Genomic DNA, 22,744 nt, shown 5'->3' on the forward strand with positions numbered 1-22,744 from the left:
CTGTATGCTCGATAGGGAAATGTTGTTAATGACCAGTACGCAATACAACAAGGGAGAAACGACTCATGGCAGAATCGTCTAACAAGTCTGGTAACAATAAAGATCAGCCGGGTAAGGCTACTAACGAGTCCGACAAGACCACTGCCGGGCAGAGTAGCAAGGCAAATGAACCCGAGAAGAAGAGTACCCACGATCCTGGTAAAAGCACTGGTAACCAAGAATCCGGTAAAGCCGCGACGACAGGTAAGCAGGGCGATGTGAAGGCCAATGCACAGAAGGACGCTGCCGCGGCAGCAGCTACCGACAAGAGTAGTGGCGGATCAGGCAAAATCTCCGATACACACACTGATTCGCAGAAAGACACAGCAGCGTCCAGCAGTAATTACGCGGCCTCTGATAAAGATGCCACTGGCTCCACCAGCGGAGCGGGCAAGGACGCCACTGACAGTGCCGGTAGCAAAAGCACTACTGCATCACAGAAAAGCACCAGCAGTGCGAGTCATGCTTCTGGCGGGTCCAGCACGGGTACCAGCAGACCCGGCGGTGGGGGTTCCGGCGGGGGCGGTATGGGTGGCGGCACTGGATCCGGCAGCGGAGGGGGCAGTAAAGGAAGCCCTTTCAAGGACAACCGTGTCCGTGCCGTGGTCATCGTCGCCGTGCTCGCGGTCATCGTCGCCATCTTCATTGCCTCCAACGCCAGCAGCCAGCGGGAGCAATGGAATAGTGAGCGGGATGCGTTCGAGGATCGAATCGCAACGCTTGAAAGCAATAACGATGCGCTGCGTGAACGCAACGCTGAGTTCGAGCAAGCCTATGCCAGCGTCGAGGAAGCCGAGGCTGAACGACTGGAGCTGGAAGATCAGATCAACAAGACCCAGGAGCAGCTATCCCAACTGCAATCGGAAGTCGAGCAATTCGAGCAACAGTCCAAGCAGAAAGAGCAGCAGGCTCAGCAGGTCGCCAGTAAACTCGAATCCGTACAGAGTGAGATGGATCAGGCCCAGGCCAAGCTCGATGATATCAACCAGCAGCGTCAGTCGGCCCAGGAAGAGCTTTCCTCTACTAAATCCGAGCTGAAAAAGGCCCAGGATCAAATCGCCAAGGCGGAAGGCCGTAATGCCGAGCTCGAAGAGAAGATCAACAACCGTAACGAGCGTCTAGAGAGTCTGGGTCAACAAGTCGATGATCGTGAGACGGAACTTGCCGACATTCAAGGGCAGACTGCGACCGCTAAAGAGAATCTTCAGCAGGTTCAGAAGTCACTCAGCGAAGCACAGAAGCGTCAGAAAACCCTGGCATCAAAAGTGGAATCCGCGCAGTCGCGTTCTGACGAGCTACAGTCGCAGATCCAGACCCGTAACCAGCGTTTGAATGAACTGCAGATGCTTATCGCTGATGTACAACAGCAATTGTCGCGCATTCAGGATATGAAGTCGTCGTTGTCCGAGCTGTCGCAGAGTGTCGAATCGGTCCAGCAGAAGGGCGGAGACAGCCAGCAAAAGGGCGGTCAGCAAAAAGGCGTCCAGCAAGGTAACGAACAGAAGAACGGCCAATCCTCGCAGGACCAAAAGGACCAGCAACAAAAGGATCAACAGAAGCAGCAGAAAGAACAGGAACAGAAAGAGAAGCAAAAGCAAGAAGAGCAGCAGAATAAGCAACAGCAATCCTCTGGCGAGCAGCAGCAAAGCGTCAGCTAGACTGTGAGCTTGAGTTGGCGATAGCCGGCCAACGCTGCAATCAAGAAACCGACCGGTCCTCAAGCCGGTCGGTTTTTTTATGGTGATAATTCATGGCACGGCGATTTATCTCTTTAACGGCTAAAGTGAGGTCACGCCAGTAACCATTATTTGGGAGTCACGAACCATGGACTTCAACGACTATCGACTCACGCTTCGTCAGCATATGGCCGGCAAGGAATGCCCCTTTCCCGAGGCCGAGTTCCAGCGTCGCCGCCGTGCCGTGCTCGAGGCCATGGAAACGGCGAATCTGGATGCGCTGCTCCTTACGGCGCCGGCGGACATCTTCTATCTCACCGGTTACAGCACTTTCGAGGTCTCGGTGCATACCGCTCTGGTATTCACAGGGGATCATCTGGTGCTCCAGGTGCCCTCCATCGAAACCGGGCCGGCGGTGGCCTGCACCCATGTCGAGGATATTCGTGGTTATCGCTGGGAAAACGTCGATGACATTCTCGAGCCATTGACGGAGGCCCTGCACGAGGCAGGCACTCATGTCGGGGTAGACCCCTGGCACGGCTCGCTGCGTCATGGTGTCATGAGCGGTATCCAATGGCGGTTGCCTGATCATCGCTTCAGCGATGCCGCCGGCCTTTTGCAGGGGATTCGGATCGTCAAATCCGCGGCGGAACTCGAGTGTCTGACCGAAAGTGCCCGAATCACCGGCTTGGGTATCGAGGCGGCAGCGAAGGCGGTGCGTGTCGGAGCTACCGATAGCGAGATCGCCGGTGTCGGTGCCCAGGCATTGCATGCCGCCGGCAGCGAATTCATGAGCATGCAGCCGATCGTGGTCACCGGGCCACGCAGCGCGGTGATTCATCTCAATCACCAGCGCCGGCCAATCGCCCAGGGCGAGCCGGTGTTCCTCGAGTTCGGTTCGGCATGGCAACGCTACACCGCACCGATGATGCGTACCGTGATTGCCGGGGAGCCAACGCCACGCATGCACAAGGTGTTCGATACCTGTCGCCGCATCTTTGATGCCATGCTCGAGGAGATGAGGCCGGGGAAGAGTTTCGACGCCGCAGCGCGAGCCGCCGAACAGGCCCTGTCACCATTGGCGTCGGACGTATTTCACTCTGGCGTATTCGGCTACGCAGTGGGCGCTCAGTTCCCCCCCTCCTGGGTCGAGGGCTCGGGCTTCATCGCCCGGGGGCAGCACCGCCTGTTTGAAGAGAATATGGTCTTTCACCTGCCGCTGTGTCTGCGCATCCCCGGTGAGTGGGGCATCGGTTGCAGCGACACCGTACGGGTGACCGAGAGCGGGGGCGTGCCGCTGACCGACAACCCCTGGTCACTGGCTGACGACCCCTGAAGAAGTTGACTGGAACGCTTGGTTATTGCCCGTTTTCACGGGTTATACTGCAGGCATGCAAAGTGTCGTCAGCGCGGCACGATTGACGATTTAGATAAAGGAGTGAGATGTGATCGAAGGAGTCAAACATATCGTTGCCGTCGCCTCGGGCAAAGGCGGCGTGGGCAAGTCCACCGTGACCGCCAACCTGGCCCTGGCCATGGCGGCGGAAGGCTATCGCGTAGGGCTCCTGGATGCGGATATCTACGGTCCCAGCCAGGCACAGATGCTGGGAATCGGTCAGGGCGTACGCCCCCAGGCGGCGGGTGAAAACAGCTTCAAGCCCTTGGAAGCGCATGGCATCAAGGCGATGTCCATGGCGTTCATGGTCGATATCACCGAACCCATGGTCTGGCGGGGCCCGATGGTGGCCGGTGCCTTCCAGCAACTGCTCAACCAGACCGACTGGGGCGAGCTGGACTATCTGTTCATCGACATGCCGCCGGGCACCGGCGACATCCAGTTGACCCTGGCCCAGAAGGTGCCGGTGTCCGGAGCGGTGATCGTGACCACGCCCCAGGACATCGCGCTGCTCGATGCACGTAAGGGCATCGAGATGTTCCGCAAGGTCAACGTGCCGGTATTGGGGATAGTGGAGAACATGAGCCTGCATATATGCTCCAGTTGCGGCCATCAGGAACCCATTTTCGGTGAAGGCGGCGGCGAGCGTATTGCCGACCAATACGGCACCTCGCTGCTGGGCAAACTGCCATTGGAACTCGCCATCCGCGAACAGGCCGATGGCGGCAAGCCGACGGTGGTGGCCGAGCCGGAAGGTGAGGTAACGGCTATTTTCCGCAGCATTGTGAGATCCGTGGTTGAAGGCGTCGAAAGCCAGAGTGAAGAAGGGCCGAGTATTTCTTTTGGCGACTAGTTTCAGCCGAAAACTCGCTGCGCTCGACCATGCCGCGTTAAAAATCGACTCAAGATACTCATTTACTCCGTGTAAACTCCGTCCTTTCGTCGATTTTTGCCTTGCCTGGTCATCGCTCTCAGACTTTTCGTACTGAAACCTCCAGCGTCTCCAGTGAGTCCAGGTTTCTATACACGCTAAGGGCCGTTATGATACGGCCCTTATTTTATGATTGCGTGAATCTCAAGGACGCCCAAATGAGTATCAAATCCGACAAGTGGATTCGCCGTATGGCCGAAAGCGACGGCATGATCGAACCCTTCGAGGCTGATCAGGTCCGCCACGTCAATGGCCAGAGGGTGATCTCCTACGGGACGTCCAGTTACGGCTACGATGTGCGCTGCGCGGATGAGTTCAAGGTGTTCACCAACATTCACTCGGCGGTGGTGGACCCCAAGGGCTTCGATGAAAAGAGCTTCGTCGATATCAAGGGCGATGTCTGTGTGATCCCCCCCAACTCCTTCGCCCTGGCGCGTACCGTGGAGTATTTCCGTATTCCCCGCAGCGTGCTGACCATCTGCCTGGGTAAATCGACCTACGCGCGTTGCGGGATCATCGTCAACGTGACCCCGCTGGAGCCGGAATGGGAAGGGCACGTGACCCTGGAGTTCTCCAATACCACCAATCTGCCGGCGCGTATCTACGCCAACGAGGGCGTGGCGCAGATGCTGTTCCTGGAGTCCGACGAGATCTGCGATATCTCCTACAAGGATCGCGGCGGCAAGTACATGGGGCAGCGGGGAGTGACTTTGCCCCGCACCTGAGAGCCTGGTTTCGCCATCCTTCGTAACGATCGTGAACAGGTTCTACCGCGCATGGCAATCTCGTCTATGCTGAGATGAAACAGCGTTTCTTCACCATGAGCATTGCCAATGACCAAATTGCTATCTTGCCGCCTCGGCCGCGGTTATCTTTTGGCCTTGGGCCTGGGCCTGACGTCGCTGCCCGCCGGGGCCTATTCCGAGCTGATCGTGTTCGGTGACAGCCTCAGCGACTCGGGGCAGTTTCCCGACATCGAGCGACTCCTGCTGGGTGAGCCCGGCAGCCTGCGCTTCACCAATCGGGAAAGTCCGTATCGGCCGCCGGCGGCCTATGGTGAGGTCAGTACTCAACGTCTGGCCGAGGCATTGGATCTTGCCCCTTTGCTGCCTTCCACTTCGATCCTGCGCGCGCAACTCGGGCTGCCGGACGGCAACAATTACGCCACCGGTGGCTATACCACCCGGGATATTCTCGCCTCCATCACCCAGCCGGGTGGCTCGGTGGTTGAGGTGCCGAATCTGACGCCGACACTCGTGGCATTATTGGCTGCGCTGGGAATCGACACCTCGCGAAGCCGGAATGGTTATCTGGTCAATGCCGGGACAGCAGACCCGGAAGCGCTCTATTACATCAACGGCGGTGGCAATGACTTCTTCGATGGTTTGGTCACCGACCCTACTACCGCATCGGCAGCGGGAAATAGGCTGGCAGATGGTGTCGAGGCATTGGTCGCCGCCGGTGCCCGGACGATCGTGGTCTCCAATGTGCCGGATGTCGGCGCTACGCCTGTGGGGTTGCAAAGTGGGCAGCGTCAGGGGTTTGCCGCGTTGAGTGGAGTCTATAACCAGGCACTGGGAGAGCGGCTGGCGCGCTTCGATGGGCAGGTGGATATCATTCGTCTCAACATCAGTGCCCTGTTCGACGAGGTGGTGGCCGAGCCGGCGGATTTTGGTCTGGCAACCGATGTGGCGCTCACCGGTGTCTGCTTCAGCGATCCGAGCTGCGAGTCCGAGGCCTTTGGCCTGAACTCCGCCAATCCCGACTCCGGCAAGTTGCTGTTCAACGATACGGTACATCCGACCACGGCGGGCCAGCAGATCGTGGCGGACTACACCTACGCTCTGATCGAGGCGCCGCAGATTCTGTCCTTGGCCGGGGAATTGACCACCGGCGCTCTGAATGCGCAGCAGCGGGCTATCGGTAATGAACTGCGTCCCGGCATGCAAAGCGATGACGTGCGGGTCTTCGCCCAGGGCGATTATCGATACGATCAGCCCGAGGCTTTCGATGCGGATGGTCGGCCGGAGTCGTCTCAGAGCGGTGCAGGCGTGGGTGCCGTGGTACCTGTCGGGTTGGGGTGGCTCGGGGCGGCCGTCACTCAGCGTCAGGCAGACATGGATGATCCCGGGAATTTCGATCTCGATGGTCAGGCATTCAGCATCTTTGCTCGTCAGCACTTGGGTCGGGTCGGCGTACAGGCCATCGTCAGCGGCGGCGACTTCGATCTCGATCTGCGCCGTCAGATCACCCTGGGGTCAGCCGAGCGTACCCTGAGGGGTGATGCGGATGCCGGCGGTTGGTCGGCAGAGCTGCGTCTCGATTATCGTCTCACCGCCGCGGATTCTCCCTGGTATACCGCGCCGTTCGTCGCCTATCGGCATAGCGAAGCCGAAGTCGATGGTTATACGGAGCAGGGTTCAAAAGCCAACGCGCTGATCGTCTCGGATCAGGATATCGAGGATCGCCAATGGGAGGCGGGCTTGATGCTGGATCGTGGCCTCGAAGGCGGTATCGGTTTCTACGGTGAGTTTGCCTGGGGCCGATATCTGGAGGAAGAGCGTGACGGTGCCGAGGTGCGATTGGCATCGCTGCCCACCAATCGCTGGTCCGGCGAGACCCGCAAGCGGGAGGATGACAATTACCTGCGTGCCGACGCCGGCCTGCGTGTTCAGGTGGGCGATGCACGGTTCAGCGTTGGGGGCGGCGCCCAGGGCTGGGATGAGTGGTCACCGTATATGCATGTCGGCGCCGGCTTCGTTTTCTAAGAGCCTGCACATGATCTACTACGCCTTGTCTCGCCGCCGCTCGTGACGATCATGAACGGGCTCTATGCTTTGACTGATCGAGTAAGTTCGTTTTTTACTTGTCGTTTTTCGATTTGGCACTGCGGTCATCGTTGCGATGTTCGATGGTATCGGCGTAGCCGTCGAGAAACGGCTGTTCGGCCGGGTCGAGACGATCCATGCCGCAGACAATACGATGCCAGTAAGGATAAAGCGGGGCGGGACGTGTGGCTTGCTCCAGTCGCTGGGATTCTTCCTCGCTGAGTTCCAACGCCGTTGCGGCGAGATTATCGCGCAGGTGTTCCTCGCTACGAGCACCGACGATCAGCGAGGTGACCCCGGGCCGATCCATCAGCCAGGCCAGACAGACCCGGGCCGGCGAGCAGTCATGGGCTTCGCCGATGGCAAACAACTCCTCGATGATGTCGAAGGCCCGTTCCATGTCATGGATGTAAGGTTCCGGCCAGCCATCCCCCTGGCGCGTATTCGATGGCGTGTCTTGCCCGCGGCGCACCTTGCCGGTCAAGAAGCCTTCGCCCATGGGGCCCCAGATCAAGGAGCCAATATTCTGATCCAGTGCCAGGGGCATTAGCTCGTATTCCGCCTCCCGGGATTCGGGGGTGTAATAAATCTGCTGGCTGACCGGTTTGATGAAATGATGTGTTTCGGCCTTGCCGAGCATCTTCATCATTTGCCAGCCGCTGTAATTCGAGGTGCCGTAATAGCGTATCTTGCCGCTGGTGACGAGATGATGCATCGCCTCCAGGGTTTCTTCGATTGGCGTGACCCCGTCCCAGTTGTGCAACTGATAAAGATCGAGGTGATCCGTGCCGAGACGCTTGAGGCTGGCCTCGACGGCGCGGATCAGATGATAGCGTGATGCACCGGTGGCATTGGGGTCTTCCCCGAGCGGGCTGCGCCCCTTGCTGGCGAGAATGACATCATGACGCTTGTCGCCCAACGCCTTGCCGGTAACCTCTTCGGACACGCCCAGGGAATAAAGATCCGCGGTATCAACGATGTTGACTCCCGCCTCGAAGGCAATATCGAGGAGTTTTCTGGCCTGATCGACATCGACCTTTCCGACTCTTTCAAATCCATTGGCACCACCAAACGGTGCGGTACCCAGTGCCATCGTCGAGACCATCAGGCCTGAATTGCCAAGAGGGCGATATTCCATATCGTGATTCTCCTTTTGTTGGCCTTGCCAGCTTTATCAGAGGCATGAGTGTAGGGGCGCTCCAGGGGAATCGAGGAGATCACCAATAAGAAGTGCGCTCTACGACTCTAGTCTGCTTGAAGGTCTTCATCCAACTCTTCTGCAGCATCTTCGTGAGAAAGCCGCATACCCTGAGGCGGTAGCGCCATGCCGTCCAGAGTCGGACCGTCGGGACCGAGTTGCAGGCGGCCTTCAAGGAACCAGCGTACGGCGATGGGGTAAATCAAATGCTCCCGGGCGTGAATCTTCTCGACTATCTCTTCCTCGCTATCGCCGGGACGAATCTTCAGCGCGGCCTGTATCACCACCGGCCCGCCGTCGAGCTCCTCGGTGACGAAGTGCACGCTGGCGCCGTGTTCTTCACCGCCATCCGCCAGAACCCGCTTGTGGGTGTTGAGGCCCTGGTAGGCGGGCAGCAGCGACGGGTGGATATTGAGCAGGCGACCGTAGAAGCGGTTGACGACGATCGGCGAGAGAATGCGCATGAAACCCGCCAGCACGACGAGATCCGGCTCGTGGCGCTCGATGACCTTGATCAGCGCGCCATCGAAGGCTTCGCGGCTATCGTATTCGTGATGAGGCAATGCCACGGCATCAATCCCCGCGTCCCGGGCGCGTTTCAGGCCGTGTGCATCGACCTTGTTGGAAATCACCGCGACGATCTCGCCGCCCAGCTCGTCGAAGGACTGGGCATCGATCAGCGCCTGCAGATTGCTGCCGTTGCCGGAGATCAGCACCACCACGCGCCGCGCATCGGCTTTTTCGGCCTCGAAATCGTTGAGAGTGTCGCTGGTCGAATGCATATCGCTCATCCTTCGAGGTTCTCCAGGCGTACCTGCTCTTCCGCATTCTTGCCCGATCCTTCCCGGGAGACGATCTCACCCAGACGAACCACCTGCTCGCCGGCGGCTTCCAGGTGGCGCTGGGCGGCCTCGGCCTGGGCAGCGGGAACCACCACGATCATGCCGATGCCGCAGTTGAGCACCCGGTACATCTCGCGTTCGGCGATATTGCCCTGGCGTTGCAGCCAGTCGAATACCTTTGGGCGCTGCCAGGCACTCACATCGATACGCGCGGTCAGATGGTCCGGCAGTACCCGGGGCACGTTTTCGAGCAGACCGCCACCGGTGATGTGCGAGAGTGCATGCACCTCGATATCGCTGTCCCGGATCAAGGAAAGCAGCGGCTGGACATAGATGCGGGTCGGGGCGAGCAGAGCGTCGCCCAAGGATTGGCCGTCCAGATCGGTCTCGAGGTCGGCGCCGCTGACTTCCAGCACCTTGCGAATCAGGGAATAGCCGTTTGAGTGAGGGCCGGAGGAGGTCAGACCCAGAATCACGTCGCCTTCGGCTACCTTGCTACCGTCCAGAATTTCCGATTTTTCGACCACGCCGACACAGAAGCCTGCCAAGTCATAGTCGCTACCCGCGTACATGCCCGGCATCTCGGCGGTTTCGCCACCGACCAGGGCGCAACCGGCCTGCACACAGCCCTCACCGATGCCGGCCACCACGTCCGCGGCGATATCCACATCGAGCTTGCCCGTGGCATAGTAGTCGAGGAATTGCAGCGGCTCGGCGCCGGCGACCACCAGATCGTTGACGCACATGGCGACTAGATCGATGCCGATGGTGTCGTGACGATTCAAGTCCATGGCCAGGCGCAGCTTGGTGCCCACGCCGTCGGTACCGGTGACCAGTACCGGCTCGCGGTAACCGCTGGGCAGGGCGCAGAGCGCTCCGAATCCGCCGAGTCCGCCCATCACTTCCGGGCGGCTGGTACGCTTGGCGACCCCTTTGATGCGTTCGACCAGGGCGTTACCGGCGTCGATGTCCACGCCGGCATCCTTGTAGCTCAACGAGGAGGATTGGGGGGTGTCGGAGGCGCTAGAGGTCATGGCAGGTCCTGAGATCGATCGCCATCATGAATGGGCCGTCATGAATGGCTTAGGGGCTGGTGAAGATAAGCGCGGGCATTGTAGCATCGCGCCTGCCAGGCTGCATGGGGGCAGGGGGGCATACCCGTTATTTAGGCACGTTCTTTAGGAAGCCGTAATGTCGCGAGTACACATCTGGCTCTTGCTGGGGCTGGCCGCCATGATCTGGCTGCTGGTGTTGCTGGAACCGATTCTGATGCCGTTCTTCATCAGCATGATTCTTGCCTATCTGGGCGATCCACTGACGGATCGATTGGAGGCCAAGGGGCTCTCGCGGCGTTGGTCGGTGAGCGTGGTGTTCCTGGTGCTGACGTTGACGTTGACGCTTGCCGTTCTGGTGCTGGTGCCTTTGCTCGGTCGACAGCTCGGACAGCTGATAGAAGCGTTGCCCCGGGTCTTCACCTGGGTACAGATGACCCTTTTACCCTGGGTACAGTCCTTGACCGGTGTGGATTTGTCGACAGATTTCGATCAGTTACGTCAGACATTGATGGCCAATTGGCGTGAGACCAGCACCTTTGCTGCCGCTCTATTGGCTCAAGTCTCTCGTTCCGGATTGGCGTTCATGCTCTGGATTGCGAATCTGGCACTGATTCCCGTCGTCACGTTCTATCTGCTGTTGGATTGGGATCATCTCAAGCGACGCATCCGGGATCTGCTGCCGCGACGTTACGAACCGACCATCACGCATCTGGCCGTTCAGTGCGACGAGGTGCTGTCGGCCTTTCTGCGCGGACAACTGCTGGTCATGCTCAGCTTGGGTATCGTCTACGCAGTGGGGCTGACCGTGATCGGCATCCAGTTCGGGGTATTGATCGGTCTGATGGCGGGGTTGGCCAGCATCGTGCCTTATCTTGGTGTGATCGTGGGGTTAGTGGTCGCGGCGGTGGTCGCATTCTTTCAGTATGGCGATGTACTGCACCTGGTCGGTGTCGGGGTGGTGTTCGCCATCGGTCAGATGCTCGAGGGCATGGTGCTACAACCTCTGTTGCTCGGCGACAAGATCGGCTTGCATCCGGTCGCGGTCATCTTCGCGGTACTCGCTGGCGGTCAACTCTTCGGCTTTACCGGTATACTGCTCGCCTTGCCGGTCGCTGCGGTGATCATGGTGCTGTTGAGATACTTGCATGATCGCTATAAAAGCAGCAGCTTGTATGAGAGTCCAGTATCCCACAACGGCGACGAGGATATCTGATGGTGAGCGGTCCCACACAGCTTCCCTTGGGTATTGGTTTACGCGACGACGCCACCTTTGCCAATTTTCTACCTCGGGATAATGAAACTGCCGTAGTCACCTTGCAGCAGCAATCCGAGCCTGGGGGTGAATCCTTCGTCTATTTATGGGGGGGCTCTGGGTCAGGTCGCAGCCACCTGCTGCAGGCGGCCTGTCATGCAGCCAGCGCCCAAGATCAACGCGCACTCTATCTTCCCTTGAACGATCTGGGGCACTTTCCTCCACACATGCTAGAGGACATCGAGCGGCTCGATCTCGTGGCGATCGATGACATCGATCGAGTAATCGGGCGCGAGCGCTGGGAAGAGGCGCTGTTTCACGGCTTCAACCGTCTGCGGGATGCCAACAAGCGCCTGGTGATCGGAGCATCCGTCGCCCCGCGTCAACTGAACGTGGCGCTTGCGGACCTCGCCTCGCGGTTGAGTTGGGGCATGACTTTTCACTTACAGCGTCTCGATGACCAGGGGCGTTTCGAGGCATTGCAATTGCGCGCTCTTGGTCGGGGAATGCAGCTTTCCGACGAAGTCACGCGCTACATCCTGCATCGTGGCCCGCGCCGTCTGGATGAACTTTTCGAACTGCTCGAGCGGCTCGATCGGATTTCGCTTTCCGCACAGCGTAAAGTGACGATTCCCTTCGTCAAGCAGACGCTGGGATGGTAGCCCTCACTCGCCGTTCAGTGTGGCGAGAATCTGCCGATTTCCGCCCTGATCGCGATGTTCTCCCAGCCAGATGCCTTGCCAGGTACCCAAGGCCAGGCGGCCATTGCTGACGGCGATGGTCAATTGTGTTCCGAACAGGCTGGCGGCGATATGGGCCGGCATGTCATCGGGCCCTTCCGACGTATGGCGAAAATAGGGCAGATCACCCGGTACCCGATCCCGCAGGAAGGCATCCATGTCGTGGCGAACGTCGGGATCGGCGTTTTCGTTCAAGCTTAGTGATGCCGAGGTATGCAGCAGTTGCAGATGCAGCAGGCCGATATCCAGCTCCGCCAATTGTGGCAGAGCGTTATCGATCTCTTGAGTGATCAAGTGAAAGCCTCGTTCCCGAGGCTTTATAGAAATCTGCTGTTGAGTCCACATGGTGCGCGCTCCCCCAGTGTGTCCGTTCTATTTGGAAAGCTCTATCTGGAAAGCTCAATTGTCGCGTTTTCACCCTTGCCGAGACGGACCTGATTGATGATGACCCGGCGTGTGTCATCCGATTGACCGACCCGTCCGGCGACATAAAAGACCCCGGCGGGTAGACCGGTAATCTTGAAATAGCCCTTGTCATCGGTCTTGGCATAGTGGGTATAGGCCTGCGCGCGCGGGTCCGCGGGTTCGATATAGCCGCCGGCCAGGGCGACTTCCGCCGCCTCGGCGGAATAGCTGGTCGCCGGGGCGGCTGATACCGTCTCACCGGCACCATAAACGATGCCGCTCGAAGTGCGAACGAACAGCTGCCCCGAAATCGAGGCCGTGCCGTTTTTATCCAGCTTGGCATACTCCTGCTCGGGAAAGGCGACCTTGCGCTCGACCCGCTCGGGAGGCGGCTCCGTACGATCCTCGATTTCCGGCGGTCCGGTATCCGGCCCTCGACCGACGAACTGACACCCCACCAGCAACAGCCCCATCAACCCGATGGCGATCCATCTGCCCATATCGTTCTCCCTCGTATCAATTTGCGATCGGATGTCGAGTCCAGTCCAGCGCGGCCCAATCACACCACCAACGTCGTCCTGCAATCAAGGATAGTCAATGTCATCCTTGAAAATATGGCAATCCGGCGCAAGGCTCTAGTAATGGATGCATCGCTTTTCACTCGACAGGAGGACGTCACATGAGCGATACCCGCATTGAACGCGACAGCATGGGTGAACTCGAGGTGCCTGCTCGGGCGCTCTACGGAGCTCAGACCCAGCGCGCGGTGAACAACTTCCCGATCAGCGGCCAACCCATGCCGGCGGCTTTCATCCAGGCGATCGCGCGTATCAAGCTGGCGGCGGCGCAGGTCAATCAGGATCTCGAGCTACTCGACGAACTGCGAGCCAAGGCAATCGTCAAGGCGGCCCAGGCGCTCATCGACGGGGAATACGCGGATCAGTTTCCCATCGATGTGTTCCAGACCGGTTCCGGCACCTCGAGCAACATGAACGTCAATGAGGTGATCGCTCATCTGGCCTCCAGGGATGATCTCGAGATTGGCCCTAACGATCACGTCAACATGGGGCAGTCGAGTAACGATGTGGTGCCCACGGCGATTCATCTGGCCGCAGCCCTGGAAGTCAAGGATCAGCTGTTACCGGCCCTCGAGCAGTTGAAGAGCACCATTGAGCGCAAGGCCGGTGAGCTGGACGAGGTGGTCAAGACCGGGCGCACCCACTTGATGGATGCCATGCCGATTCGAATGAGCCAGGAATTGGGTGGCTGGGCCAGTCAGGTAGGCCAGGCCATCGAGCGCTTGCAGGATGGTCAACGGCGGCTATCGCGTCTGGCCCAGGGGGGCACCGCGGTAGGCACCGGCATCAATGCCCATCCCGAGTTCGCCGAACGCATGGCCAAGGCGTTGAGCGAGCAGACCGGTTTGTCGTTGCGCCCCAATGACAGCTTCTTTGCCAGTCTCGGCTCCCAGGATGCCGCGGTGGAGCTCTCCGGGCATCTACGCACCTACGCTTGTGCAGTCATGAAAATCAGCAACGACCTGCGCTGGATGAACTCCGGTCCCCTGGCGGGGTTGGGTGAAATTGAACTCAAGGCATTGCAGCCGGGCAGTTCGATCATGCCGGGCAAGGTCAATCCGGTGATTCCCGAGGCCGCCGCGCAAGCCGCCGCTCAGGTCATCGGGCTCGACAGCGCCATTGCCGTGGCCGGGCAGAGCGGTAATTTCCAACTCAACGTCATGCTGCCGCTGATCGCCCACAATCTGCTGACGTCGATCACCTTGATGACCAATGTCAGCAAGCTACTGGCGGATCCTGCCATCGCCACGTTCCAGGTACGCCGCGACAACATCGAGTCGCCGCTGTCCCGCAATCCGATTCTGGTGACGGCCCTCAATTCGGTGATCGGCTACGATGCCGCCGCCGCCGTGGCCAAGAAGGCCTACCAGGCAGGGCGGCCGATTCTCGATGTGGCGGAAGAGGAGACGGATCTAAAGCGTGATGAGCTAGAACGCCTGCTCGACCCGGATCAACTGACCCGGGGCGGCATTCCGGAGTGATCGACCGGGCTAGGTGGTGGTGCAGCCTGGCTCAGGCTTCGCCATCGCCCTTGTTGCTTGCCTCCTCGATGGTCTCCTGGGCGTCGCGCCGGTCGTCTTCGTCGGCCACCGGTGGTTCGTTCTCGTCCGCCTGAGCGGGTTGGTAGCTTAACGTGGCTAGAATCGGGAAATGATCGGAGCCAAAGCCATCCAGGCGCTTCATGTCGACCAGCAGAAAATGATCGCTGATGAAGATGTGATCCAGCGGCCAGCGCAGAAAGGGATACTTGGCGTGAAAGGTGCTGAACATGCCTCGGCCGCGACGCGGGTCGAGCATGTGGCTGACACGACAGAAGCGGCGTGTGGTCCCGGACCAGGCGACGTCGTTGAGATCTCCGGCGACCAGGGTCGGCTGATGTGCGGATTGCTTGATACCCTTGCCAACCAGGAGCAGTTCGCCATCGCGCCAAAGTGATACGTCGCTCTCGCTAGGCGCCGGGGGGCGTGGATGCACCGCGTGCAGGCGTATGCGCGTCCCGCAGGGCATGGGTAACCAGGTATGGATCGAGGGAATGTCGCTTTGAATCAGCCATTTGACCTCGGTGTCCTCGAGTGGAATGCGCGAGAACATATGCATGCCGTACAGATTGTCCAGAGGGATCTTGACGCTGTAGGGCCATTCTTGATGCAGGGAGTGTTCGAGTTGTACGCCCCACCAGGCATCGGATTCCAGGGTCAGCACCACGTCGGGCTGATGTTCGTGGATCTGGCGAAGAAGCCCTTGGGCATTGCGATTGGGAGTGAGCACGTTGGAAACCAGCAAGGTGACGTTTCGTCGCTCACTGTCCTGTCCGATACGCTTGACCTGTGTCGGCCACAGCGGTGTCCAAGGCAGGATATAACCTCCCTGAATGAGTGCGACCAATCCACAGGCCGTCACCGACAGCCAGCGCCATTCGGCGTCGCCCCAGAGGCCTTGGACGATACCGACGGCAATGGCCAGACACGCCAATTGCAGACGTGGAAAATCCAGGCTGCGCACGGTCCAATGGTGCAAGGGTAGGAAAGGGAGCAGAGTCGCGATCAGCAGGGTAGCTGCCGCGATTCCCAGTATGATGTCGAGCATTGAGTTCTCCTGACAAGGCGAGTTTCCCCTCGCACGCAAATTGTTATTGCTTGCTTGCTCGACATGGTGCCATTCAAGGGGGTGCGAATCATCACAAACCTTTGGCCTTGCCAGAACCGCTCTCTTACGCTATCTGCGGGTATACCCTGTTTGCCATGTAGTCCTTCAGGCGTTGGCGCTGAGCGTCATCCAGCCGTAATCCGAGCTTGGTGCGTCGCCATAGAATGTCGTCCGCCTCGTGGGCCCATTCGTTTTCGATAAGATAATCCACTTCGCGCCGCGTCAAACCGCCACCGAACGCTTCACCGAGATCTTCATTCCTGCGACAACCTTCGACAAACTCGAGACACAAGCTACCGTAACTCGAGGCAAAGCGTCGTGCGCGCTTCTCGCCCAGGTAGGGATAATCGCGTAACAAGCGCCGAGTAAAGTCTGCTTGAGTATCGATATCTCCTCCCGGTAGCAGTGCGCGCGCCGTCCAGGGGTTACCCATGGCCGGTAGCATGGGGCTGAGTTCTTCCAGAACCGCCTCGGCCAGCTTGCGATACGTTGTGATCTTGCCACCGAACACTGACAACAGCGGTGCGCCCTGACGGTCCAGGTCCAGGGTGTAATCCCGGGTCATCGCCGAAGGTTCGGCGGATTCGTCATCGCACAGGGGGCGTACGCCGGAGAAGCGGGTCACCACGTCGCTGCTGTGGAGCTGAATCTTGAAATGCGCATTGACCACGTCGAGGATATAGGCGATCTCATCATCGCTTGCCTTGACTGCCGAGGGATCGCCCGTGTAGCGCACGTCGGTGGTGCCGAGCAGGCTGAAATCGTTTTCATAGGGCAATACGAAAACGATGCGACCATCCTTGTTCTGGAGGATGTAGGCGCGTTCATCGGTATTGATGCGTGGCACGACGACATGACTGCCTTGAATCATGCGAATGCCGTAACGGGATGGGCGCTGAACCTGATCGCGAATGAAGCTTTCCACCCAGGGACCAGCGGCGTTGACCAGCGTTCGTGCCCGGCGCTCGAAGCGTTCGCCGCTGACCGTATCCTCAAGCGTCAAACGCCATTGGCCCTGCTCGTCTTTCGCCCCGATACAGCGGGTTCGCACCAGAATCTCGGCGCCCTTTTCCCGGGCTTGCATGGCATTCAAGACCACCAGTCGCGCATCGTCGACCCAGCAGTCCGAATATTCGAAGCCGCGTTTGATTTCCGGTACCAGCGGACTGGTGTCGTCGAAGCGTAGACCGCTGGAGCCGGCCAGGCTGTCGCGCTTGCCCAGGTGATCGTAAAGGAACAGCCCCGCGCGAATCATCCAGGCGGGGCGCAGGTGAGGCTGATGGGGAAGGATGAAGCGCAGCGGCCAGACGATATGTGGTGCTTTTTTCAGCAGCACCTCCCGTTCACGTAGTGCTTCACGCACCAGGCGGAACTCGTAATGCTCCAGGTAGCGCAACCCACCGTGGATCAGTTTGCTACTGGCGGAGGAGGTGGCTTGGGCCAGATCGGCTTGTTCACACAGGCCGACATTCAAGCCGCGCCCGGCAGCATCATTGGCGATACCGGTCCCGTTGATGCCACCACCGACGACGAAAAGGTCGAGTAGCGCGTCCTGCTGTTCATGTTGTACTCCGGCCATGATCCGCTCCGCGTGAATGTCGCCCATGCTCGCAGGGCGAGTCGACGACAATTCGAGTTATGTTCGTTATCGAAAGTAATTAAATATTAAACGAACATCAAGCGCAAAGATGTGCTTTCGCATGAACTGCCTGATTAGACAATGCGTTACGGATGATTTGAACTATGACGTAAGTGCGAAGGGCTCTAAAGTGAAGGTGCGTTCTCGGCGATATACAAAGCGACATCGTTCGCCTCGATCAGATGCAGGATGCTGTCCGGAGGTTGACGATCCGTGAACAGCGCATCGATCTGTGCGATGTTGCCCTGGCGGACCACCGCATTGCGGCGGAACTTGGAATTGTCCGCCAGCAGAAAGACCTGGCGGGAATTGGCGATGATGGCTTGAGCGACACGTACCTCCTGATAGTCGAACTCGAGCAGCGAGCCATCTTCATCGATGCCGCTGATACCGATGATGCCGTAATCCACCTTGAACTGATGGATGAAGTCGATAGTCGCCTCGCCAATGATGCCCCCGTCCCTGGAACGCACCTGCCCCCCGGCAACGATGACATTGAAATCTTCCTTGTGCTGAAGAATGGCCGCCACATTCAAGTTGTTGGTGATGACCTCAAGACCTTGATGGTTGCGCAGCGCCTCGGCAACCACTTCATTGGTGGTGCCGATGTTGATGAATAGTGACGAGTGGTCGGGAATACGAGAGGCTACGAGCTGAGCGATGCGCTGCTTGGCCTCGAGATTGAGTGTCTTACGAGTTTGATAGGCGGTGTTGACGGTGCTCGATTCCAGCCCGGCACCGCCATGAACGCGCCGCAGATAGCCCTCGGCGGCGAGCAGGTTGAGATCCCGGCGAATGGTCTGAGGGGTGACATCAAAATCCTGAACCAACTGTTCGATCGAGGCATAGCCCTGGCGTTTGAGTAGCGTGAGGATGGCATCGTGACGTCTATGTTGATTCATCGTATATCCGCGGTGCTGCAAGCGTTTCTGCCAATCTCAGTGAAAGTTGGCGCCAAGGCGTCATTTTAGCAGGACGCGCCGACAGGGTGGTGCGCTTCCCAATTTTTTACTTTCTGCTTCCCGAGTCTGGATACGAAAACGAGATTCGCTGTCCGGTTTGTAGAGAATTCGATCTTGCATTCAACAGCGCCATGCGTAGAATACGCATCCGTTGCCGCGCAGCTTCACACACAATTCGATAGGACCGTAGCTCAGTTGGTTAGAGCGCCACGTTGACATCGTGGAGGTCAGCGGTTCGAATCCGCTCGGTCCTACCAGTTCCGCGAATGTGCAGAGCTTGTACTTGCAGGACCATAGCTCAGTTGGTTAGAGCGCCACGTTGACATCGTGGAGGTCAGCGGTTCAAATCCGCTTGGTCCTACCAGATTCAGAAACGCCCTGACGATAATCTCGCCGGGGCGTTTTGCTTTTCAGGCCAGTGTGTTGGAAGTGCTCAAGCCCTTCGCAAGTCACTGGCGTCGATGAATACCCGCGCCAGACGCTCGAAACCCGACTGGTCTTCCTCGCTGAAGCGCCCCGCGATAGGACTGTCCAGATCCAGCACACCCCAGACACGATCCTCAGCGATGATAGGAATGACCAGCTCCGCCCGAGAATCAGCATCACAGGCAATATGATCGGCCATGGCGTACACATCGTCGACCCGCTGGATTTCACGTCTACGTGCCGCCGCACCACACACGCCCTTGCTGAACGGGATCGGATGACAGGCGGGCTTGCCTTGAAATGGTCCCAGGCTGAGTATTTCCGGCTCGCGCTGCAGATAGAAGCCTGCCCAGTTGATCCGATCCACCTCCTGCATGATGAAGGCGCAGGTCTGGGCGGCATTGGTCAGCCAGTCTCGAGTATCGAGCAGCGCCTCGAGTTGGCGTGTTAGGCGATCGTAATTCGTCATGATGAATGCTCACTCTTCCCAGCCAGGTACTGCGGCTCCCTTGAACAACTCCTTGGCCTTTTCCTTCACCTCTTCACTCTGATAGGCGTTCACCAATTGTTGAATGGCTTCGCGCTCCTCATCGCCTTTGCGCACCGCGATCAGATTGACGTAGGGAGATTCGGGCCCTTCCTTGATCAGCGCATCATCCAGGCTTAAGCCCGCCGGCTGGGCGAAGGTATTGTTGATGAAAGCCATGTCCACATCCGGCAGTACCCGCGGCAGCTGCGCGGCTTCGATCTCGCGGAACTCGTACTTGTGCGGGTTTCCGACGATATCGATGGGGGTTGCCTCGAGATTGGACGGGTCCTTGAGTTCGATGAGCCCTTCGTTGTGCATCAGGATCAGCGCACGGCCTTCATTGGAAGGATCGTTGGGCAGGGCGATGGTGGCTCCATCCGGCAACTGCTCGATGCTGTCGTATTTTTCGGAGTAGGCGCCGATCGGATAGACGAAGGTGCGCCCGGCGATGGCGAAGTCGTATCCCCGATCCTCGATCATGCTCTGCATGTAGGGCTCGTGCTGATAGGCATTGGCGTCCAGACTGCCATCCGCCAGCGCGGCGTTGGGTGAGACATAGTCGGTGAACTCGATGATCTCCACCTCGAGGTCGTGCTGCTCCTTGGCCAGACGCTTGGCAACCTGCATGACCTCGGTCTCCGGACCGGCCACGGTGCCGACCTTGATCGAATTCGAATCACCATCGTCACCGCCGCTACAACCGGCGAGAAGCGTGGCACCAAACAGAACGGCGCCTAGTAGCCGGGTCGAACCAGCAATGGAAGGGAGAGAGAAGGTCATGCGTGTTGCTCCTTATTTAAATTAACAACGTTATCTGCCGAAGAGCCGGTTCATGGGCGTCATGGGCGAGTTCTCATTTGTGGTCGGCCTTGCGTACCATTGCATCCCCCAGGCTCTGAAAGCCCTGCACCATCACCACCAGGATCACCACGGTAATCAACATCACCATCGGGTCGAAGCGGTTGTAACCGTAGCGAATACCCAGGTCGCCGAGACCGCCGCCGCCTACGGCGCCGGCCATGGCCGAGTAGCTGATCAAAGTGACCAGGGTGATGGTCAGGCCGGTGATGATGCCGCCGCGCGCCTCGGGAATCAGTACCTTGGTGATGATCTGATAGGGCGTTGCGCCCATGGACTGGGCCGCTTCGATCAGCCCCGGAGAGATTTCGTTGAGCGCTCCTTCTACCAGTCGTGCCACGAAGGGAATCGCGGCAATGGTCAGTGGCACGATGGCCGCATTGGTGCCGATCGAACTGCCTGCAATCAGGCGCGTGAAAGGAATGATCGCCACCATCAGAATGATGAAGGGGATCGAGCGGCCGACGTTGGTGACGATGCCCAGGATGCGATTGGTCAGTGGCCGGGCGAGTATCTGTCCCGGACGCGTGACATAGAGCAATACGCCGAGCGGCACCCCAAGGGCCGCTGCCACGAGCCCGGACAGCCCCACCATGTAGAGCGTATCGAGGGTGGCCTTGAGAATCAGTTCAAGCATCGCGTTGGACATGGCCAAGCACCTCCACTTGCAGGTCGTGAGCTTTTAGATAGTCCAGCGCCGCGCTAATCCGATCCTGTGGGCCGATCAGTTCAGCGATCATCAGCCCCAGGGTGCGATCCTGGATCGACTCGACCTTGGCTTCAAGAATGCTGACATCGACATCGCAGTCCCGCGTCAGACGAGAAATCAGAGGCATCGACACCGAATCGCCGGTAAAGGCGAGACGCACCACCGGATGGGTATGCTCTCCGGCTTGAGCCTGCATGCGCTCGACCAGGGCCTGAGGCGGTTCCAGTTCGAGAAAGGCATTGAGAAAGGTGCGACCGAGATGCGTCTTGGGAGCGGTAAAGAAATCGCCGACATCCGCTTCCTCGACCAGTTCACCGCTGGCGATCAGGCCGACACGATGGCAGATCGATTTGACCACTTCCATTTCGTGGGTGATCAGCAGAATGGTCAGTCCCAGCTTGCGGTTGATGTCCTTGAGCAGTTCGAGTATCGACGTGGTGGTCTGGGGATCCAGAGCCGAAGTGGCCTCGTCGCACAATAATACCTTGGGGCGGCTGGCCAGGGCCCGGGCGATCGCCACACGCTGCTTCTGACCTCCGGAAAGCTCCGAAGGATACTTGTCGTGCTTGTCGGTCAGGCCGGTCAGCTCGAGCAGTGGGTGCACGCGCTCGCGAATCTCGCGCCGTGGAACGCCCATCAGTTCCAAGGGCAGGGCGACATTGGCGAATACCGTGCGCGAGGAGAGCAGGTTGAAGTGCTGAAAGATCATGCCGACCCGGTGGCGTGCCTGGTTGAGCGCCCGAGACGAAAGGGCGGTAAGCTCTTGGCCATCAACGAAAACGCGACCGCTACTGGGGCGCTCGAGTAGATTGACACAGCGGATCAGCGTCGACTTGCCCGCGCCGGAGAGCCCGATCACGCCATGAATGGCGCCCTGGGGCACATGCAGGTCGGTCGGCTTCAAGGCATGGATTGCCTGAGCGCCATTGCCGTAGGTCTTGGAAACGTTTTCGAGTGTGATCATTATCCTGGTCGAGTCGTGGCGCCGTGCTTGGACGCGGAAGCAGATAGGCCGCCGCGGGGCGTTGATTGACCGAAGATGCGAACAAGTGCGGACAAGGAGGGTGGCTTCACCGCGGATGCGAAACCAGTAAGCCACCCGATACAGATTAGGGCGGCCATTAATGCTGGACACACCCTTTTAGCTGCATTTCCAAACCCTGGAATCTGGGACCCAAGGGCTTCGGCGCCCGCAATCCGGGATCAAATCGGCGCCTGTATGATGTGCGCGAGATGTTAGAAAGCTCGGCGCTCGCTGTCAATGATGGGAGTGAAAACGCCAGAGAAATCGGGTGCTCATGCTCCCATCGTCTCGGTCGAACTTCTGTAATACGGCGTGGACGCGCGGGGTGAATTTTCCCTAGACTAGCGGTCTTGCAACAGGAGAGCAGGATGTTCACTGGAATCGTTCAGGGCACGGTCGAGCTGGTGTCAATCGAAGAAAAAAGCGAGTTTCGCACCCATGTACTGGCGCTGCCAAAGCCACTGCTCGAGGGATTGGCGCTGGGGGCTTCCGTGGCTCATAACGGCTGTTGTCTTACCGTCACCGCCATCGACGACGAGCGAGTCAGTTTCGATTTGATGCGCGAAACCCTGCGCTTGACCAACCTGGGCGACCTCGTGCCGGGCGATCGGGTCAATATCGAACGCGCGGCCCGTTTCGGCGATGAGATCGGCGGTCACGTCATGTCCGGACATATCATTTGCATGGCCGAGCTCACGGATATCGAAGAGGCACCAAACAATAAACGTCTATGGTTTGAGTTGCCTACGGAGTATGCGCGCTTTTTGTTCGAAAAAGGCTACATCGGTATCGATGGGATCAGCTTGACCATCGGCGACGTGCAGGGGCGACGTTTTTGCGTCAATCTGATTCCCGAGACATTGGCCCGCACCACCCTGGGTGAACGTGTTCCGGGGGATCGCGTCAACATCGAGATCGATCCTCAGACCCAGGCCATCGTCGAGACCGTGGAGCGAGTGCTCGCGTCGCATCGTGTGGGATGATCTAGTCACAACCTATCTATAACAATCA

At 58.8% G+C, this 22,744-nt stretch carries 21 protein-coding genes and 2 tRNA genes; 11 read left to right on the forward strand and 12 right to left on the reverse strand.

Translation table 11 applies throughout. The features are described 5' to 3' along the window. Positions 1 to 65 precede the first annotated feature (65 nt). From ACPF7Z_RS06490 to ACPF7Z_RS06510, 5 genes are all read left to right on the forward strand, one after another. Entirely contained in the window at positions 66 to 1,697 is a 1,632-nt protein-coding gene (locus ACPF7Z_RS06490) for a hypothetical protein (RefSeq protein WP_425192401.1), read from the forward strand. 166 nt (positions 1,698 to 1,863) lie between these two features. Continuing rightward, positions 1,864 to 3,051, forward strand: a complete 1,188-nt coding sequence (locus tag ACPF7Z_RS06495) for a M24 family metallopeptidase (RefSeq protein WP_425192402.1) — start codon at positions 1,864 to 1,866, stop codon at positions 3,049 to 3,051. A 109-nt stretch (positions 3,052 to 3,160) separates the two neighbouring features. Then, positions 3,161 to 3,964, forward strand: coding sequence for an iron-sulfur cluster carrier protein ApbC (gene apbC, locus ACPF7Z_RS06500; protein WP_425192403.1), 804 nt, complete (start codon positions 3,161 to 3,163; stop codon positions 3,962 to 3,964). A 236-nt stretch (positions 3,965 to 4,200) separates the two neighbouring features. After that, a complete protein-coding gene (gene dcd, locus ACPF7Z_RS06505; RefSeq protein ID WP_425192404.1) occupies positions 4,201 to 4,767 on the forward strand; it encodes a dCTP deaminase in 567 nt (188 codons plus the stop codon). Between the two features lie 108 nt (positions 4,768 to 4,875). Then, on the forward strand, positions 4,876 to 6,810 hold the full coding sequence (locus ACPF7Z_RS06510; protein ID WP_425192405.1) for an autotransporter domain-containing protein: 1,935 nt from the start codon (positions 4,876 to 4,878) through the stop codon (positions 6,808 to 6,810). A 94-nt stretch (positions 6,811 to 6,904) separates the two neighbouring features. Here ACPF7Z_RS06510 and ACPF7Z_RS06515 read toward each other — a convergent pair whose 3' ends face one another. The 3 genes from ACPF7Z_RS06515 to purM all read right to left on the reverse strand — a co-directional run bounded on the left by ACPF7Z_RS06515 (position 6,905) and on the right by purM (position 9,944). After that, positions 6,905 to 8,008 (reverse strand): aldo/keto reductase, encoded by a 1,104-nt coding sequence (locus ACPF7Z_RS06515; protein WP_425192406.1) that lies wholly within the window; start codon positions 8,006 to 8,008, stop codon positions 6,905 to 6,907. A 107-nt stretch (positions 8,009 to 8,115) separates the two neighbouring features. Beyond that, positions 8,116 to 8,859 (reverse strand): phosphoribosylglycinamide formyltransferase, encoded by a 744-nt coding sequence (gene purN / locus ACPF7Z_RS06520; protein WP_425192407.1) that lies wholly within the window; start codon positions 8,857 to 8,859, stop codon positions 8,116 to 8,118. Continuing rightward, a complete protein-coding gene (purM, locus tag ACPF7Z_RS06525) occupies positions 8,856 to 9,944 on the reverse strand; it encodes a phosphoribosylformylglycinamidine cyclo-ligase (protein WP_425192408.1) in 1,089 nt (362 codons plus the stop codon). Before purM ends, purN begins: the two co-directional genes overlap by 4 nt. A gap of 157 nt (positions 9,945 to 10,101) precedes the next feature. Here purM and ACPF7Z_RS06530 point away from each other — a divergent pair, with 157 nt between their 5' ends. After that, positions 10,102 to 11,178 (forward strand): AI-2E family transporter, encoded by a 1,077-nt coding sequence (locus ACPF7Z_RS06530; RefSeq protein WP_425192410.1) that lies wholly within the window; start codon positions 10,102 to 10,104, stop codon positions 11,176 to 11,178. Further along, positions 11,178 to 11,879, forward strand: a complete 702-nt coding sequence (gene hda, locus ACPF7Z_RS06535) for a DnaA regulatory inactivator Hda (RefSeq protein ID WP_425192411.1) — start codon at positions 11,178 to 11,180, stop codon at positions 11,877 to 11,879. The genes ACPF7Z_RS06530 and hda overlap by 1 nt, the downstream gene beginning before the upstream one ends. 3 nt (positions 11,880 to 11,882) lie before the next feature. Here hda and ACPF7Z_RS06540 read toward each other — a convergent pair whose 3' ends face one another. Next, entirely contained in the window at positions 11,883 to 12,302 is a 420-nt protein-coding gene (locus ACPF7Z_RS06540) for a secondary thiamine-phosphate synthase enzyme YjbQ (RefSeq protein ID WP_425192412.1), read from the reverse strand. 41 nt (positions 12,303 to 12,343) lie between these two features. Next, positions 12,344 to 12,862, reverse strand: a complete 519-nt coding sequence (locus ACPF7Z_RS06545) for a carboxypeptidase regulatory-like domain-containing protein (protein WP_425192413.1) — start codon at positions 12,860 to 12,862, stop codon at positions 12,344 to 12,346. Positions 12,863 to 13,041: 179 nt separating this feature from the next. Here ACPF7Z_RS06545 and ACPF7Z_RS06550 point away from each other — a divergent pair, with 179 nt between their 5' ends. Then, positions 13,042 to 14,421, forward strand: coding sequence for a class II fumarate hydratase (locus ACPF7Z_RS06550; RefSeq protein ID WP_425192414.1), 1,380 nt, complete (start codon positions 13,042 to 13,044; stop codon positions 14,419 to 14,421). 31 nt (positions 14,422 to 14,452) lie between these two features. Here the strand turns inward: ACPF7Z_RS06550 and ACPF7Z_RS06555 are convergent, their stop codons facing one another. The 3 genes from ACPF7Z_RS06555 to ACPF7Z_RS06565 form a co-directional block, all read right to left on the reverse strand. Continuing rightward, a complete protein-coding gene (locus ACPF7Z_RS06555) occupies positions 14,453 to 15,526 on the reverse strand; it encodes an endonuclease/exonuclease/phosphatase family protein (RefSeq protein WP_425192415.1) in 1,074 nt (357 codons plus the stop codon). Positions 15,527 to 15,650: 124 nt separating this feature from the next. Further along, positions 15,651 to 17,165, reverse strand: a complete 1,515-nt coding sequence (gene glpD, locus ACPF7Z_RS06560) for a glycerol-3-phosphate dehydrogenase (RefSeq protein ID WP_425192416.1) — start codon at positions 17,163 to 17,165, stop codon at positions 15,651 to 15,653. 185 nt (positions 17,166 to 17,350) lie between these two features. Continuing rightward, positions 17,351 to 18,127, reverse strand: coding sequence for a DeoR/GlpR family transcriptional regulator (locus tag ACPF7Z_RS06565; protein WP_425192417.1), 777 nt, complete (start codon positions 18,125 to 18,127; stop codon positions 17,351 to 17,353). A 240-nt stretch (positions 18,128 to 18,367) separates the two neighbouring features. Between ACPF7Z_RS06565 and ACPF7Z_RS06570 the strand changes: the two genes are divergently transcribed. Then, a tRNA-Val gene (locus ACPF7Z_RS06570) sits at positions 18,368 to 18,444 on the forward strand. Positions 18,445 to 18,474: 30 nt separating this feature from the next. Further along, a tRNA-Val gene (locus ACPF7Z_RS06575) sits at positions 18,475 to 18,551 on the forward strand. Positions 18,552 to 18,620: 69 nt separating this feature from the next. Here ACPF7Z_RS06575 and ACPF7Z_RS06580 read toward each other — a convergent pair. From ACPF7Z_RS06580 to ACPF7Z_RS06595, 4 genes are all read right to left on the reverse strand, one after another. After that, positions 18,621 to 19,082, reverse strand: a complete 462-nt coding sequence (locus ACPF7Z_RS06580) for a GAF domain-containing protein (protein WP_425192418.1) — start codon at positions 19,080 to 19,082, stop codon at positions 18,621 to 18,623. A 9-nt stretch (positions 19,083 to 19,091) separates the two neighbouring features. Then, the gene (locus ACPF7Z_RS06585) at positions 19,092 to 19,922 is read right to left on the reverse strand and encodes a MetQ/NlpA family ABC transporter substrate-binding protein (protein ID WP_425192420.1); all 831 of its coding nucleotides are present in this window, start codon (positions 19,920 to 19,922) and stop codon (positions 19,092 to 19,094) included. Between the two features lie 73 nt (positions 19,923 to 19,995). Next, positions 19,996 to 20,649: a methionine ABC transporter permease gene (locus tag ACPF7Z_RS06590; RefSeq protein WP_425192422.1), complete on the reverse strand. Its 654-nt coding sequence runs from the start codon at positions 20,647 to 20,649 to the stop codon at positions 19,996 to 19,998. Then, positions 20,630 to 21,673, reverse strand: a complete 1,044-nt coding sequence (locus ACPF7Z_RS06595) for a methionine ABC transporter ATP-binding protein (RefSeq protein ID WP_425192424.1) — start codon at positions 21,671 to 21,673, stop codon at positions 20,630 to 20,632. The genes ACPF7Z_RS06590 and ACPF7Z_RS06595 overlap by 20 nt, the downstream gene beginning before the upstream one ends. Positions 21,674 to 22,101: 428 nt before the next feature. On the opposite strand from ACPF7Z_RS06595, the gene ACPF7Z_RS06600 reads away from it, so the two are divergent. Further along, complete coding sequence (locus ACPF7Z_RS06600) at positions 22,102 to 22,716, forward strand: riboflavin synthase subunit alpha (RefSeq protein WP_425192426.1); 615 nt, start codon at positions 22,102 to 22,104, stop codon at positions 22,714 to 22,716. The last annotated feature ends 28 nt before the right edge of the window (positions 22,717 to 22,744 follow it).

Origin of the sequence: Halomonas sp. GXIMD04776 (assembly GCF_049808615.1) — a bacterium.
Lineage (GTDB): Bacteria > Pseudomonadota > Gammaproteobacteria > Pseudomonadales > Halomonadaceae > Modicisalibacter.